The 11,378-nt window shown below is 66.4% G+C and carries 15 protein-coding genes; 6 read left to right on the top strand and 9 right to left on the bottom strand.

Annotation, left to right across the window (positions count from 1 at the left end):
- Positions 1–147: 147 nt before the first annotated feature.
- Positions 148–1,074 carry a DMT family transporter gene (locus AC1DVA_RS17540; RefSeq protein ID WP_476806729.1) on the top strand — a complete coding sequence of 309 codons (927 nt, stop codon included), beginning with the start codon at positions 148–150 and terminating at the stop codon, positions 1,072–1,074.
- Positions 1,075–1,308: 234 nt separating this feature from the next.
- Positions 1,309–2,127 (top strand): class I SAM-dependent methyltransferase, encoded by an 819-nt coding sequence (locus tag AC1DVA_RS17535; RefSeq protein ID WP_476806728.1) that lies wholly within the window; start codon positions 1,309–1,311, stop codon positions 2,125–2,127.
- A gap of 292 nt (positions 2,128–2,419) precedes the next feature.
- On the opposite strand, the gene AC1DVA_RS17530 is transcribed toward AC1DVA_RS17535, so the two are convergent.
- Entirely contained in the window at positions 2,420–3,043 is a 624-nt protein-coding gene (locus AC1DVA_RS17530; RefSeq protein ID WP_476806727.1) for an alpha/beta hydrolase, read from the bottom strand.
- A 133-nt stretch (positions 3,044–3,176) separates the two neighbouring features.
- Complete coding sequence (locus AC1DVA_RS17525; RefSeq protein WP_476806726.1) at positions 3,177–4,109, bottom strand: ring-cleaving dioxygenase; 933 nt, start codon at positions 4,107–4,109, stop codon at positions 3,177–3,179.
- A gap of 191 nt (positions 4,110–4,300) precedes the next feature.
- Between AC1DVA_RS17525 and AC1DVA_RS17520 the strand changes: the two genes are divergently transcribed.
- The 3 genes from AC1DVA_RS17520 to AC1DVA_RS17510 all read left to right on the top strand — a co-directional run bounded on the left by AC1DVA_RS17520 (position 4,301) and on the right by AC1DVA_RS17510 (position 6,015).
- On the top strand, positions 4,301–4,726 hold the full coding sequence (locus AC1DVA_RS17520; RefSeq protein ID WP_476806725.1) for a DoxX family protein: 426 nt from the start codon (positions 4,301–4,303) through the stop codon (positions 4,724–4,726).
- Between the two features lie 46 nt (positions 4,727–4,772).
- Complete coding sequence (locus AC1DVA_RS17515; protein WP_476806724.1) at positions 4,773–5,735, top strand: LysR family transcriptional regulator; 963 nt, start codon at positions 4,773–4,775, stop codon at positions 5,733–5,735.
- 109 nt (positions 5,736–5,844) lie between these two features.
- The gene (locus tag AC1DVA_RS17510) at positions 5,845–6,015 is read left to right on the top strand and encodes a hypothetical protein (RefSeq protein ID WP_265052834.1); all 171 of its coding nucleotides are present in this window, start codon (positions 5,845–5,847) and stop codon (positions 6,013–6,015) included.
- A gap of 29 nt (positions 6,016–6,044) precedes the next feature.
- On the opposite strand, the gene sugE is transcribed toward AC1DVA_RS17510, so the two are convergent.
- Positions 6,045–6,362 carry a quaternary ammonium compound efflux SMR transporter SugE gene (gene sugE, locus AC1DVA_RS17505; RefSeq protein ID WP_476806723.1) on the bottom strand — a complete coding sequence of 106 codons (318 nt, stop codon included), beginning with the start codon at positions 6,360–6,362 and terminating at the stop codon, positions 6,045–6,047.
- Positions 6,363–6,574: 212 nt separating this feature from the next.
- Between sugE and AC1DVA_RS17500 the strand changes: the two genes are divergently transcribed.
- The gene (locus tag AC1DVA_RS17500) at positions 6,575–7,060 is read left to right on the top strand and encodes a translation initiation factor 2 (protein WP_476806722.1); all 486 of its coding nucleotides are present in this window, start codon (positions 6,575–6,577) and stop codon (positions 7,058–7,060) included.
- Between the two features lie 8 nt (positions 7,061–7,068).
- Here AC1DVA_RS17500 and AC1DVA_RS17495 read toward each other — a convergent pair whose 3' ends face one another.
- From AC1DVA_RS17495 to AC1DVA_RS17470, 6 genes are all read right to left on the bottom strand, one after another.
- Positions 7,069–7,599, bottom strand: coding sequence for a MerR family transcriptional regulator (locus AC1DVA_RS17495; RefSeq protein WP_442864938.1), 531 nt, complete (start codon positions 7,597–7,599; stop codon positions 7,069–7,071).
- Positions 7,596–7,910, bottom strand: a complete 315-nt coding sequence (locus AC1DVA_RS17490) for an integration host factor subunit alpha (protein WP_265052837.1) — start codon at positions 7,908–7,910, stop codon at positions 7,596–7,598. Before AC1DVA_RS17490 ends, AC1DVA_RS17495 begins: the two co-directional genes overlap by 4 nt.
- Before the next feature lie 189 nt (positions 7,911–8,099).
- Complete coding sequence (locus AC1DVA_RS17485; protein ID WP_320109575.1) at positions 8,100–9,077, bottom strand: beta-ketoacyl-ACP synthase III; 978 nt, start codon at positions 9,075–9,077, stop codon at positions 8,100–8,102.
- Positions 9,078–9,089: 12 nt separating this feature from the next.
- The gene (plsX, locus tag AC1DVA_RS17480; protein ID WP_265052838.1) at positions 9,090–10,148 is read right to left on the bottom strand and encodes a phosphate acyltransferase PlsX; all 1,059 of its coding nucleotides are present in this window, start codon (positions 10,146–10,148) and stop codon (positions 9,090–9,092) included.
- 114 nt (positions 10,149–10,262) lie between these two features.
- A complete protein-coding gene (locus tag AC1DVA_RS17475; protein ID WP_265052839.1) occupies positions 10,263–10,820 on the bottom strand; it encodes a YceD family protein in 558 nt (185 codons plus the stop codon).
- Complete coding sequence (locus AC1DVA_RS17470; RefSeq protein WP_476806721.1) at positions 10,817–11,356, bottom strand: ubiquinol-cytochrome C chaperone family protein; 540 nt, start codon at positions 11,354–11,356, stop codon at positions 10,817–10,819. The genes AC1DVA_RS17475 and AC1DVA_RS17470 overlap by 4 nt, the downstream gene beginning before the upstream one ends.
- Positions 11,357–11,378 lie beyond the last annotated feature (22 nt).

Raw genomic sequence — 11,378 nt, 5'->3', positions numbered from 1 at the left:
TCTTTTGGGCCAACGGTTTAGATGGAGCAGTTGACTCAGCTTCGCAGGCTGTTGAATCAGGCTTCGAAGCTACGGCCGAAACCATAGCGTTCCCGCATGCATCGACGCGTCGCTGCTGTCATGTTTCGCCAACTCAAGGAGAAACATATGTCGATGCAAGCGCTCGATGCCCCGGCCGCAACGCCGAACCGCGCCACCGAACTCGCCCTGCTGCTGGCGCTCGCCACGCTCTGGGGCGGCTCCTACACCTTCATCAAGATCGGCGTGGAGACCATTCCGCCGCTGACCCTGATCGCGGCCCGCACCCTGATCGCCGGTTTGATCCTGCTCGCCGTCATGCGCTGGCGCGGCCTGCGTTTGCCGCGCGATCCCGTCATCTGGCGGCGCTTCCTGACGCAGGCCTGCCTCAACAGCGTCGTGCCCTTCACGCTGATCGCCTGGGCCGAGCGCAGCGTCGATGCGGGCTTGGCCTCGATCCTCAACGGCACCACGCCGGTCTTCGTCTTCCTGATCTCGCTGATGCTGATGCCGGGGCAGCGCCCGGACTGGCGCAAGGGGCTCGGAGTCGGTGCCGGCATCGCCGGCGTCAGCCTGATCGTCGGCGTCGACGCCTTTTCCGGCCTCGGCCATGCCGTGCTGCCGCAACTCGCCATCATCGCCGCGACGGTCGCCTATGCCTGCGCCGCCCTGTTCGGACGCAACTTCTCCGGCATGGATCCCTTGCTGCCCGCCGCAGGCTCGATGCTGGCCGGCACGGCCTTGCTCATTCCGGCGGCGCTGATCGTGGACCAGCCCTGGACCCTCGCTCCGTCGCAGGAATCGGTCATGGCGCTCATCGCCCTGTCCGTCTTCTCGACGGCGCTCGCCTTCGCCATTTATTTCCGCCTGATCCGCACGCTTGGCTCTGTCGGGACGACGGCCGTGTCCTATGTGCGCGTGCCTATCGGCGTCGTCATCGGCCTCGTCTTCCTGGGCGAGACGCTGAGCTCCACCGCATGGGTCGGCCTCGGCTTCGTGGTTGTCGGCGTCATGGCGATGACGCTGCCGGAGCGGCGCCCGGCCGCGGCGCGTTGAAGCCGAGGCGGGATGGTCGGGGCGGGCCGGGGGAGTCGTGGTACGGGTCCGCCTGGGCCGGCACCTGGACCGAATTTCGCGGCTCCGACCGGTATTGGAGACCCACGTAGACGACTGTGCCGCCTGCCTTTGGTGAACGTTTTGATTAACCGTGGACTAAAACTGCGATTGCGGGAGGCCGGGGGCGAGATCATTCTGAATGCTGCAGCGCGAGCATCTGGAGCGGAAGCGATCATGTCCCTGGCAACCATGGCCCCGGTTCGCGTTGAGGCGACCTCGCAGGCCGTTGGGCCTGCACCCGCCTCCACCGCCGGGTACTTTCGCAGCGTCTCGCCGAACTGGCACTCGGAATGGGCCTGGGACAATTACGAGCCCACCATCCTCGGCATGGCCAGCCAGTTCGGCCTGCGCCGCATCTGCGAGATCGGTGGGGGGCGCGATCCCCTGTTCACGCAGGCGCAGGCGGCCGATGCCGGGATCGAGTTCATCGTGAACGATATCGATGCCGGCGAACTCGCATTGACGCCGCCCGGCCTGAAGACCGCGCACTTCGACATCGCCGGCGACCTCACGGAGCCGGATGCGGTGCGCGGGAGCTACGACATGATGGTGTCCCGCATGGTCTTCGAGCATATCGACGGTGTCGAGCAGGCCTGGCGCAACATCCATGCCCTGCTGGCGCCCGGCGGCGTGGCGCTGGCCTTCTTTCCGACGTTGTGGGCGCCCGTCTTCGCGCTGAACCATATCCTGCCCGAGAACGCCTCGCGGGCGATCGTCCATGCGCTCTTTCCGGCGCGGCGCGACGGCGGCGGCGATCCGAAGTTTCCGGCGCTGTATGACTGGTGCCGTGGCAGCCCGGCACTGCTGACGCCGATGCTGAACCGAGCGGGCTTCAGCGACGTCCATGTTCAGCGCTTCTGGGGTCATGGCTATTTCGATCGCATGCCGGGCCTGAAGCAGCTCGACCATGCCTTCAATGCGCTCGCCGCGCGGATCGGCTGGAACCTGGTGACGACCTACGCCTATGTCGTCGTCCGCAAGGACCGTGCCTGAGGCGCTGCCACGCGCGACCTTATGGGCCGCTGAGCCGGCGCAGTTGTCCACCGCCTCCGCTCGGTCGATACTTGCCAGCTGACCCTACGTCACGCCACCATCAGGCATTGCCGCGTTGATGGGAGTCGTGATGCGTGCTCTGTCGCGTAGTTCGGACGTTCCGCTTTCCAACCATGGCGGCGTGCTGTTGCGCGCCCTCGTCGTGGTTGTCGTCGCCATGGCGATCGTGATTCCGCTGGCTGGCTGAGGCCGCCTGCGTATGGGAAAGCGGCGGGAGAGCCCGCCGCTTTCCTCAGGCCCGCGCCAGCCAGTCGCTCAGCAAGCCGAGATCGGCCTGGCCGAGGCCATGCCCGGCCGGCAGCACGCGATGCTCCACCAGCGCGCCGCTATCCTCGAGCTGGCAGGCGAGCCCTTCGGCATTGGCAGCCGGCACGATCGGATCGAGCGCACCCGAGAGAACCAGCACGGGCTTGCCGTTGAGCTGACTGCGTGGCGCGTCCGAAAAGGGCATCATCGCGCGCAGCAGGGCGGCTCCGGCCAGAACCTCCGGGCGCTGAAGCAGCATTGCCGCGGCGATGTTGGCGCCATTCGAGAAGCCGAGCGCGATCGGGGCGGGAAGGCCGTAGCGCTCGCTTGCCTGAAGGACGAAATCGGCCAGTTCATCCGTGCGGCGGCGCAAATCGGCCTCGTCGAAGACGCCTTCGGCCAATCGGCGGAAGAAGCGCGGCGCAGCGCCTTCCAGAACCTTGCCCCGCGGCGAGAGCAGGCTCGCGCCTGGGGCGACGGTGCGGCCGAGCGACAGCAGGTCGCGCTCGTCGCCTCCGGTGCCGTGCAGCAGCAGGAGCGGCTTGCGGGCCGCATCGCTGCCCTGTTCGAAGACGTGGATGAAGTCCGTGTCGGTCTTCGTGTCGATCATGGTCATCTCCCTTGACGAAAGCGGAGCCGACCTGTCCCCAAGATGGCAGGCAGGTCGGTTTGCCGGCCGGTCTTCACCGGTCCGCATCAGAGTCCTGCCGCCCGTCGGCTCATGGCCGGGCGGCAGGATGTGTTCAGCCGAGTTCCGGCAGCACCGCCTCGATCTGCTTGCGGTGCGCCTCCAGGCCGGGCGGCAGCTTCAGCGCCCGCCCGAGTTCGGCCGCCGGCTCATCGACCGCGAAGCCTGGGATATCGGTCGCAATCTCGAACAGGACATGGCCCGGCTCGCGGAAGTAGACGGAGCGGAAGTAGTTCCGGTCGCGCTGCTCCGTGGTGTGGATGCCATGGTTCTCGGCGAGGCGGCGGACCATCTCCTGCTGCGCGGCGTCGTCGGCCGCCCGGAAGGCGATGTGGTGCACGGAGCCCGCGCCCTGCCGGGCCGGCAGGAAGCCGCCGGCGACGCGCAGATCGATCACCCCGCCGACCGTCGTGCCCTGTGCGGCATAACGGATCAGCGTCTCCTCGCGGCCGACCTCGGCGAAGCCGAAGACGTCGCTCAGGATCGCAGCCGTCGGTGCCGCATCGGCCAGCAGCAGGCTGACGCTATGGAAGCCGCGCAGGGCATGCTCCGCCGGGATGCCGCCTTCGGCCCAGGCCGGCTCGTTCTCGACGCCGGGCAGGCCGACGAGGGCGAGCCTCATGCCGTCCGGATCGCGGAAGCTCAGCACGCTCTCGCCGAAGCGCTTGATCGGCGCCTCATGCGGCACGCCCTGTCCGACGAAGCGATGGGCCCAGTAGCCGATGGAGCCTTCGGGAACCCGGAAGACCGTCTCCTGCGTCTCGCCGACGCCGAGCCGGCCGGGAGCGGCATGCTCCCACGGGAAGAAGGTCAGGATCGAGCCCGGAGCCGCATCGGCATCGCCGAAATAGAGGTGATAGGTGCCGGGATCGTCGAAGTTCACCGTCTTCTTGACGAGGCGCAGGCCGAGCACGCGGCTGTAGAAGTCGAGGTTGCGGCGCGCGGGGCCGGAAATGGCGGTGACGTGGTGAAGGCCGTTGATCTGCATGATGCTTGTCCTCCAAACATGTGGGCGTCTGCCCTGTTGGCCGAAAGATTGGCCCGGAACCGCAAAAGCGCCAGAGGGAGTTTATTGCAATCATGCAATGTATGATGCCTCGATTTACAATTTGATTTGCGAGTGGATCAGACCAAAATCCTGACCCGAGACCAACCGGTCCCTTTTCAGGAGACACCACCATGATCGACAATCGCCTTGCCCCTTATGGCGCCCTCGGCCTGCGCGTCGCGCTCGGCCTGATGTTCATCGCACATGCCTATCTGAAGCTCGTGATCTTCACCCCCGCCGGCTTTGCCGGCTTCCTCGGGCAGGTCGGCCTGCCGGCGTTCCTGGCCTGGCCGATCATGCTGGCCGAGCTTCTCGGCGGCCTCGCCATCCTCCTCGGCTTCTACGGCCGCTATGTCTCGCTGGCGCTGGTGCCGATCCTGCTGGGCGCCCTGGCGGTCCATGCTCCCAATGGCTGGGTCTTCAACGCCCCGAACGGCGGCTGGGAATATCCCGCATTCCTGGCGCTCACCGCCTTCGCTCACGCCCTGATCGGCGATGGCGCGCTGGCGCTGAAGTCCGGCCGCAGCGAATGGCAGGGCAAGCCAGCCATTGCCTGAGCGAGCGGCACTTGCTGGAACGGAAGCCTTGGCCAAGAGTGACCGGATGATTCAATCCGCGAAGCCCTTGGCCTGGGACGATTTCCGCCTGATCAAGGCCATCGCCGACAAGCGAGCGCTGCCGGCAGCCGCGGCAACGCTCGGCGTCAACCACTCCACCGTCTTCCGCCGCCTCGGCCAGATCGAGGAGGCGCTCGGCGTCAGGCTCTTCGAGCGCCACCGCAGCGGCTATGTCGCGACGCCGGCCGGCGAGGAGATGATCCAGCTCGCCGCCCGCGTCGACGACGACATCACTGCTTTCGCCCGCAAGCTCGCCGGCCAGGAGATCAAGCCTGCCGGCGAATTGCGCGTTGCGACCAACGACTCGCTGCTGGTCGACCTGCTGACGCCGCTCTTCGCCCGGTTTCTCGGGCAATGCCCCGACATTCGGCTGGACATGCTGATCGGTAACCAGGCAGCGAACCTTTCCAAGCGCGATGCCGATGTCGCGATCCGCGCCACCGACAACCCGCCGGAAACGCTGATCGGCCGCAAGCCGGCCCGCATCGCCTGGGCGCTCTATGGCCGCGCCGCCGATTTTCCCGATGCCGAGTCGCCGACGACGGAAAGCCTGTGGGAGCGAAGCTGGATCTCGCTGGGCGAGCAGTTCACCATGCTGAGCGCCGTCCGCTACCTCGCCCGCCACGTCGCGCCCGAGCGCGTCGTCTACAAGCTCAACACTGTGCTGGGTCTTGCCGAAGCGGTCGAGGCCGGCATCGGCATCGGCTTCCTGCCCTGCTTCATCGGCGATACCCGCCCAGGGTTGACGCGGTTGGCACCGCCCGATCCGGACCTTTCCGCCGATCTCTGGCTGCTGACCCATCCCGACCTGCGGCATACTCCGCGGGTTCGGCTGTTCCTCGATTTTCTCGCCGTCGAGGTCGCGAAGCTGCGGCCGCTGATCGAGGGCGAACGTCCGATCGGACGCAGCTTACAGCCCGCTATCGCCTTGGCGGAGGAGGGCGCCTGAAGAGCGCCTCTCGACGTCCCCCGAGGCTCGTTATTAGCCTGGCGTCGGCAGGTTGCTTTCAGTCCGATGGTGATTGCCGGGGCGCTGACGCGCGGGCTACGATCGCGCCATGGAGATCGTGGTCCCTCTCATCATCGGCTTGAGCCTGATCTGGTTGATCGGCCGTGGCGTGCCCTGGAACGCGAAAGTGATGACGATCGCTGTCACGCTCGTCATCATCGTGCTGATCGTTCTGCTGGAGCGCGGGGGGTACTGGCCTGAAGCGTGGCGGCGAAGCTGACCCGCTTCGCTACAGCTCGCATTCACCCGTCAGGGCGAGACCAGCTTGAGCCCGACGATACCGGCGACGATCAGGCCGATGCAGGCCAGCCGCAAGGCGTTTGCCGGCTCGCCTAGCAGGGCGATGCCGAGGATCGCCGTTCCGATCGTTCCGATTCCGGTCCAGACCGCATAGGCGGTGCCGACGGGCAGCGATTTCAGCGCGAGACCCAGGAGTCCGAGGCTCACCACCATGCTGACAGCGGTGAACAGCGTCGGCACGAGCCGGGTGAAGCCTTGGGTGTATTTCAGGCCGATGGCCCAGCCGACCTCGAACAGGCCCGCGACAAAGAGATAGAGCCAGGCCATCGCGGCGCTCCTTGATGATGCAGCGCAGTCGTCCACGCGCGATATGGGAAGTTCCGAGGTCGCCCTCGGTTGGAAGCTATGTTGCGCGCCGATAACATCAACCGGCTGAATCTGGCGCGCGTGCAAGTTGTGCACAGTTGGCTCGCATACACATCTTGCCCCCTCACCGAGCCCCAAACTAGCTATGTCGTTGGGTAAGGGGTGGGGCTAACATGCTGAAAATTCGAGTTCTTATCGCGGCCGCCGTTGCGGCCGCACTGGGCGGCTGCGCGACTGTCACGCGCGGGACGACGAGCCAGGTGACGATCACCAGCGAACCGGCGGGAGCGGAGGCGCGATCATCGCTCGGGCACGCCTGCACGGCGACCCCCTGCACCTGGGAGGTGAGCCGCAAATCCGAGTTCGTCGTCAACTTCTCGAAGGAGGGTTATGCCGATCTGCAGGTGCCGGTTTCCACGCGCATCGCCGGGGCGGGCGCAGCCGGCTTCGCCGGCAATGTCATCGTCGGCGGCCTGATCGGCATGGGCGTCGACGCCGCGACCGGCTCGACGCTCGAACATTATCCGAATCCGGTGCTCGCGAGCCTGGTGCAGCACAGGAAGGCCGGTGCCGCGGCGCATCGCCGGCAAAGGCCAGCTGCACGCCGCGAGCCCGTGGATCGTTCCAGGATCGAGGAAGAAGCGCCGCCGCAGAGCTGAGCGACGGCTCAGGCTGCGTCGTCTGCCGGCTCCAGAGCGCGCTCGAGGATGCGCCTGCATTCCCCGAGCTCGTTCATCACGGCGGTCAGCACGGTGATGTCGTCGAGCCCTTCCGGGACAGGCTGGCGAGGTGGCGCAAAACCGGGCGCGGCCTCGTCGACCTGCATGGCCGCCGGGTTTTCGGCGGGCGCCGAGCCGGGTGCCGCCTGGCTCGCGCCGATCGGCCCGCCACGGCCAATCGCCTGGACATGGCGCGGCCCTTGCTCCTTGAGGATGCGCTGAAGGCCCTTGATCGTATAGCCTTCGCCGTAGAGCAGGCGCCGGATGCCCTTGAGGAGGGCGACGTCGTCAGGTCGATAGTAGCGGCGTCCGCCGCCGCGCTTCAGCGGCTTGATCTGGCTGAAGCGGGTTTCCCAGAAGCGGAGCACATGTTGGGGAATGTCGAGGTCTTCTGCGACCTCGCTGATGGTTCGAAAGGCATCTGGGCTCTTGGTGTCCAATTCGGCCTCGGTGTCGCCGGCGTGGAACTCCAGATTCACTCAGTCTCACCCTCACCACTCTGCCCGTTGATGCGGGCCTTCATCACGTTCGAAGGCTTGAACACCATCACCCGACGCGGCTCGATCGGTACTTCAACGCCCGTTTTTGGATTACGCCCGATTCGCTCGCCTTTGTCTCGCACGACGAAGGAACCGAATGAGGATAACTTCACGTTCTCGCCGCGCGCGACCGCATCGCAGATCTCGTCGAGTACCACCTCGACGAGCTTCGACGACTCCGTCCGCGACAAGCCGATCTTTTGATACACAGCCTCGCACAGATCCGCGCGAGTGACCGTTTGCCCCGCCATTCATATCCTCCAAGGCGTATTGCAGGCATCGGCGGTGACCGCCGGCCTTTCGCCATTACGGACGGCGGACGCTAGGCGCCCCCGTCGCGCGGGTCAATCCTCAAGCGTGGATCTTGCGCCGGCTTTGGGGTGAATCAACCTGAAATGGCTGAGAATCGTAACAATTTGCGCGATTTCGCTGCCGCAGCGTCACCAGCGGATCAGGGCCGAGCCCCAGGTGAAGCCGCCGCCCATCGCCTCGACCAGGACGAGCTGGCCCGGCTTGATCCGGCCATCGGCATGGGCCTCCGCCAAAGCGAGCGGGATCGAGGCCGCCGAAGTGTTGCCGTGGCGGTCGACGGTGACGACGACATTGTCGTGGCTGATGCCGAGCTTGGTGGCCGTCGCGTCGATGATGCGCCGGTTGGCCTGGTGCGGCACGAACCAGTCGATATCTGCGCCGGAGAGGCCGGTCTGCTCGAAAGTGTGGCGCACCGTCTCGGCGAGATTGTTCACTGCGTGGCGGAAGACCTCCTTGCCCTCCATGCGCAGGAAGCCGACGGTCTTGGTCGAGCCCGCGCCGCCATCGACGTAAAGCTTGTCCTTGTAGCGCCCGTCCGAGCGGATATGGGTGGTGAGGATGCCGCGATCGGCGAGCGTTCCTTCGCCTGGTGCGGCCTTGAGCACGACGGCGCCGGCGCCGTCGCCGAACAGCACGCAGGTGGCACGGTCCTCCCAGTCGAGGATGCGCGAGAAGGTCTCGGCGCCGATCACCAGGGCGATCCTGGCGCTGCCCGTCGTCAGGAACTTGTCGGCCGTCGCCAGCGCGAAGACGAACCCGGAGCAGACCGCCTGCAGGTCGAAGGCGGCGCCGCCATTGATCCCCAGCGCAGCCTGGATCTGGGTCGCCGTGGCCGGAAAGGTGTGGTCCGGCGTCGCCGTCGCCACGATGATCAGGTCGATCTCGGAGGGATCGATGCCGGCGTCCTCGATCGCCGCCTGCGCGGCCTTGAGGCCGACGATCGAAGTCGGCTCGTCATCGGCGGCGATGTGACGCTGGCGAATGCCGGTGCGCTGGACGATCCACTCGTCGGTGGTCTCGACGTGCTCGGCGAGTTCGGCATTCGTGACGACGCGGGCGGGCAGATAGGAGCCGCAGCCGACGACTTGTGAGCGCAGAATGGACAAGGACACCGTTCCCTATTCGGCGACGGCCGGCTGCGCGGCGGGCAGCTCGGGGCGCGTGCTTGCGGCGACCATCTCGCGGACCTTCGCCATCAGGTCCTCGCGCGCCATCTCGTAGCCGAGCTCGGCTGCGCTGGCGAAGCCAATGGCATCCGTGCCGCCATGGCTCTTGATGACGATGCCTTCCAGCCCCAGGAAGACGCCGCCGTTGGATTTGCGCGGATCAAGCTTTTCCCGCAAGGCGGCGAAAGCCCCGCGCGCAAAGACATAGCCGATTTTGGCCATCAGCGAGCGATTCATCGCCGCGCGCAGATAGGACGCGATCTGGCGGGCCGTGCCCTCGGCCGTCTTCAGCGCGATATTGCCGGTGAAGCCCTCGGTCACCACGACGTCGACAGTACCCTTGCCGAGATCGTCGCCCTCGACGAAGCCGTGATAGCTGAGATGCGGCAGGTTGCTCTCGCGCAGGATGCGTCCGGCCTCCTTGACCGCCTCGACGCCCTTGATCTCCTCGACACCGACATTGAGCAGGCCGACCGTAGGCCGGTCGAGATCGAAGACGACGCGCGCCATCGCCGCGCCCATCACAGCGAGATCGACGAGGTGGCGGGCATCGGCGCCTATGGTCGCGCCGACATCGAGCACGACGCTCTCGCCGCGCATTGTCGGCCACAGCGCCGCGATCGCCGGCCGGTCGACCTGCGCCATCGACTTCAGGCAGAATTTCGACATCGCCATCAGCGCGCCGGTGTTACCGGCTGAGACGGTGACATCGGCTTCGCCGGTCTTGGTTGCGTCGATCGCCCGCCACATCGATGATTTGTAACGGCCGTAGCGCAGCGCCTGGCTCGGCTTGTCGTCCATCTTCACCGAGACCTCGGTGTGGTGGAAGATCGTCACCGCCTTGAGCTTCGGATGCTGGTCGAGCAGCGGCAGAACCTGCTTCTCGTCACCGAATATCACGAAGCGTGCATCCGGGCGGCGCTCCAGCATCAAGGCGGCGCCTGGGATGACGATGGAGGGGCCGTGATCCCCGCCCATCGCATCGAGCGCGATTGTAACCGGTCTTGTCATGGAGTTCTGGCGTGTCCCGGATATGGCCGACCTTCGATCCGGGACGGCTCATGGCCGGCCGGACAATAGCGACTTGGGCGGCTGCCGCAAGCCGCGCAAGAGGCGGCGAAAGCTTCAATCACTGCGTTTCAGCTTGGCAAGAGCGGCGAAAGGCGATTGCGCGCCGGCCTCCTCGGCAGGCACTTCAAAGCTCGCGCCCGGCTTGCGCGGGTAGGGGTCGAGCGCCAGCGCCGCGAATTCAAGCGTGACCCTGCCGAGATCGATGACGCCGTCGACGATCGGCTCGGGCGGGTCGTCCTCGTTGAGCAGGACTTCGATGTCGATCTCGGCCTTGTCGCGCTCCGCGCGACGCGAGGCGGCTTCGTCCTCCGTCTCGGGCGCGAAGTCGAGCTTGACCGGCACGTCGAGCTGGACCGGAAAAGGATCGAGCGTGACGATGCATGTCTGATGCAGCCGTGCTGCGATTCGCCCCTCCAGCTTCACCCGGTCGCCGTTGCGGGACAGCTGATAGCGCGCCTCGAGGAATTCGAGCGAAGTGAGGCCGAGCATCGCCGCGATGGCCGCGAATTGCTGCGGCTCGGCGCTGACCGTGACCTCGGTACCGCGCTGGCGGATCGTCTCGACGCGGATCGGGTGACTCAGTGGCAGAACCGGCATGTGCTCAACTGTCATTGCGAGGCCTCCTCGCGAGAAAAAGCCGGAAACACATTCTCCTGGCTGAGAATGGCGGCAAGATCACGGTCGGCGAGCGCCGCCTGTGCTTGGCGGATATAAGCCGCGAGGCGAGGGGCGCTCTCCGGCGAGCAGGCATTGCGCCGCAGGGCTTCGGAGAGTGCATCGATCCCGGGGGAGGCCAGCGCCGCCTCATAGGCCTGGACGCGGCCATAGAACATCTGTCCGATCTTCTTCATGCGCTTGGGCACCGCGACATCGCTGATGCCACCATTGCGGAAGCCCAGCTCGAGATAGGCGAAGCAGGCGTCGATCAGCTCCTGCGCCAGCTCCGAGGCCGGCGCCGGCAGCTCGCGCAGGCGCCGCAGCACCAGCAGGACATGCAGCGCCAGCGATTCGAAACGGCCCTCGAAGCTGTCGGGAATGCCGCCCTCGATATAGAGGCCGGGCTGGCGCGACGCCTCGGCGACGCGTCCGAAGAGCGCATCCACAGGGGCGCGCCGTGACGCGCGCTTGCCGAACAACCCGAAAATCAACAGTCCGCCTCCGCCCACCGCT

This window comes from Allobosea sp. P4_C6 (genome assembly GCF_056402015.1).
The sequence above is the reverse complement of the archived record's forward strand: the minus strand, read 5'-3'. Positions and strand labels throughout refer to the sequence as shown.

What these genes read in the sequence shown, in the direction of transcription:
- AC1DVA_RS17540 (WP_476806729.1), top strand. Translation starts at nt 148, where the DNA reads ATGTCGATGCAAGCGCTCGATGCCCCGGCCGCAACGCCGAACCGCGCC.
- AC1DVA_RS17535 (WP_476806728.1), top strand. Translation starts at nt 1,309, where the DNA reads ATGTCCCTGGCAACCATGGCCCCGGTTCGCGTTGAGGCGACCTCGCAG.
- AC1DVA_RS17530 (WP_476806727.1), bottom strand. Translation starts at nt 3,043, where the DNA reads ATGATCGACACGAAGACCGACACGGACTTCATCCACGTCTTCGAACAG.
- AC1DVA_RS17525 (WP_476806726.1), bottom strand. Translation starts at nt 4,109, where the DNA reads ATGCAGATCAACGGCCTTCACCACGTCACCGCCATTTCCGGCCCCGCG.
- AC1DVA_RS17520 (WP_476806725.1), top strand. Translation starts at nt 4,301, where the DNA reads ATGATCGACAATCGCCTTGCCCCTTATGGCGCCCTCGGCCTGCGCGTC.
- AC1DVA_RS17515 (WP_476806724.1), top strand. Translation starts at nt 4,773, where the DNA reads ATGATTCAATCCGCGAAGCCCTTGGCCTGGGACGATTTCCGCCTGATC.
- AC1DVA_RS17510 (WP_265052834.1), top strand. Translation starts at nt 5,845, where the DNA reads ATGGAGATCGTGGTCCCTCTCATCATCGGCTTGAGCCTGATCTGGTTG.
- sugE (WP_476806723.1), bottom strand. Translation starts at nt 6,362, where the DNA reads ATGGCCTGGCTCTATCTCTTTGTCGCGGGCCTGTTCGAGGTCGGCTGG.
- AC1DVA_RS17500 (WP_476806722.1), top strand. Translation starts at nt 6,575, where the DNA reads ATGCTGAAAATTCGAGTTCTTATCGCGGCCGCCGTTGCGGCCGCACTG.
- AC1DVA_RS17490 (WP_265052837.1), bottom strand. Translation starts at nt 7,910, where the DNA reads ATGGCGGGGCAAACGGTCACTCGCGCGGATCTGTGCGAGGCTGTGTAT.
- plsX (WP_265052838.1), bottom strand. Translation starts at nt 10,148, where the DNA reads ATGACAAGACCGGTTACAATCGCGCTCGATGCGATGGGCGGGGATCAC.
- AC1DVA_RS17475 (WP_265052839.1), bottom strand. Translation starts at nt 10,820, where the DNA reads ATGACAGTTGAGCACATGCCGGTTCTGCCACTGAGTCACCCGATCCGC.